The 1,372-nt window shown below is 64.1% G+C and carries 1 protein-coding gene; it reads right to left on the reverse strand.

The annotated features are described in order from the left end of the window. Nucleotides 1-338 precede the first annotated feature (338 nt). The coding region (locus tag F6Q13_RS17445; protein ID WP_293059235.1) for an IS30 family transposase at nucleotides 339-1,372 on the reverse strand (1,034 nt) is incomplete at its 5' end.

Here is a 1,372-nt window from a genome sequence, read left to right on the forward strand (position 1 = left end):
CGCCGCCGGTCAATCGACAGTCGCCGAGGGTGAAACGGTTGCGAACTTCGGCTCGCATTGTCAAGCGGTCAGTGCAACATTGATCGGTTGTGGGTGGTAGGCGTTGGGTTTCGTGAGAGCAGCGCCGCGCCGTTGGGGCGGGCAGAGGCTGTGCTTCTGCCCGTGCGGCTGCGTGGGAGGGGCCGTAGAGGCTCCGGGGTCAAGGGCGGGCCGTAGGCCCGTCGCGTAGCGATCGCGGCAGCGACCCTTGAGGCCGGAGGGGCGGCCCCGCAGCCTGGCGCGGCGTTGCTCGGGGCCGGCGGCGGCGAAGCCGTCTCCGGTTGTGTCATGCCCCGATGTTAAGCGGTGGCTTGGCCGAGCAAGGCGGCGAGCTGGTCGGCGGGAGTGTTGAGATCGAGTGTGGGTCTGGGGCGTCGGTTCAGCGTGTCTTGGATGCGTTTGAGGTCGGCTTTGGTGTAGCCGCTGAGGTCGGTGCCCTTTTCGAACCAGAATCGCAAGAGCCGGTTGGTGTTTTCGTTGGTGCCGCGTTGCCATGGTGAGTGCGGGTTGCAGAAGTAGACCGGGGTGTCGAGCTGCAGTTGGATCTGTTTCCAGTTGGCCATCTCGCTGCCGCGATCCCAGGTGATGGACCGGCGAAGATGTTCAGGTAGCTCCTTCATCGCCTCGATCATTGCCGTCGCGACGGTCTCGGCGGTGTGATCGGTGGGCAGGTGCAGCAGCATCGTGAAGCGGGTGGCCCGCTCCACCAGGGTACCGATCGCGCTGGTGCCGCCAACGCCAAGAAGTAGATCGCCCTCCCAATGCCCGGGCACCGCCCGATCCTCGGCTTCCGGTGGGCGATCGCTGATCTTGAATTCCTCGCCACTGCTAAAGACCCCACGGCGAGTGTTGGGGCCACGGTGTTTGCGCGCGGACCGCTTCGTCGATAGGCGCTGGTGCAGATCAGCGCGCAAACTGCCACGAGCCTGCACATACAGGCACTTGTAGATGGTTTCGTGGCTCACCCTCTTCAGGTTGTCACCAGGGTGATCACGGGCCAACACATCAGCGATCAACTTGGGGCTCCAGCCCTGATCCATCCACGCCTCGATGGCCGCGCACAACGGGTTGTTCTTGAGCTTGAACGCTTTGGGTCGACAGGCGCGTTCAGCCGCGCGGGCATGGGCCATCAGGGCGTGGTAATCCCCATCAGGGTTGCGGTTCCGGCGGATTTCACGCCACACCGTAGTCCGGTCACGCCCGATCCGGCGGGCGATCTCCGCGGCACTGTGGCCGGCATCACACCCGCGCATGATCTCAATACGCTCTGGACCACTAAGCCTGAATCCGTGGAAGGTCGGTCGTTGTTGATCGGCGTGTGAACAGCGAAAAT

It is taken from the genome of Mycobacterium sp., from assembly GCF_008709575.1.
Lineage (GTDB): Bacteria > Actinomycetota > Actinomycetes > Mycobacteriales > Mycobacteriaceae > Mycobacterium.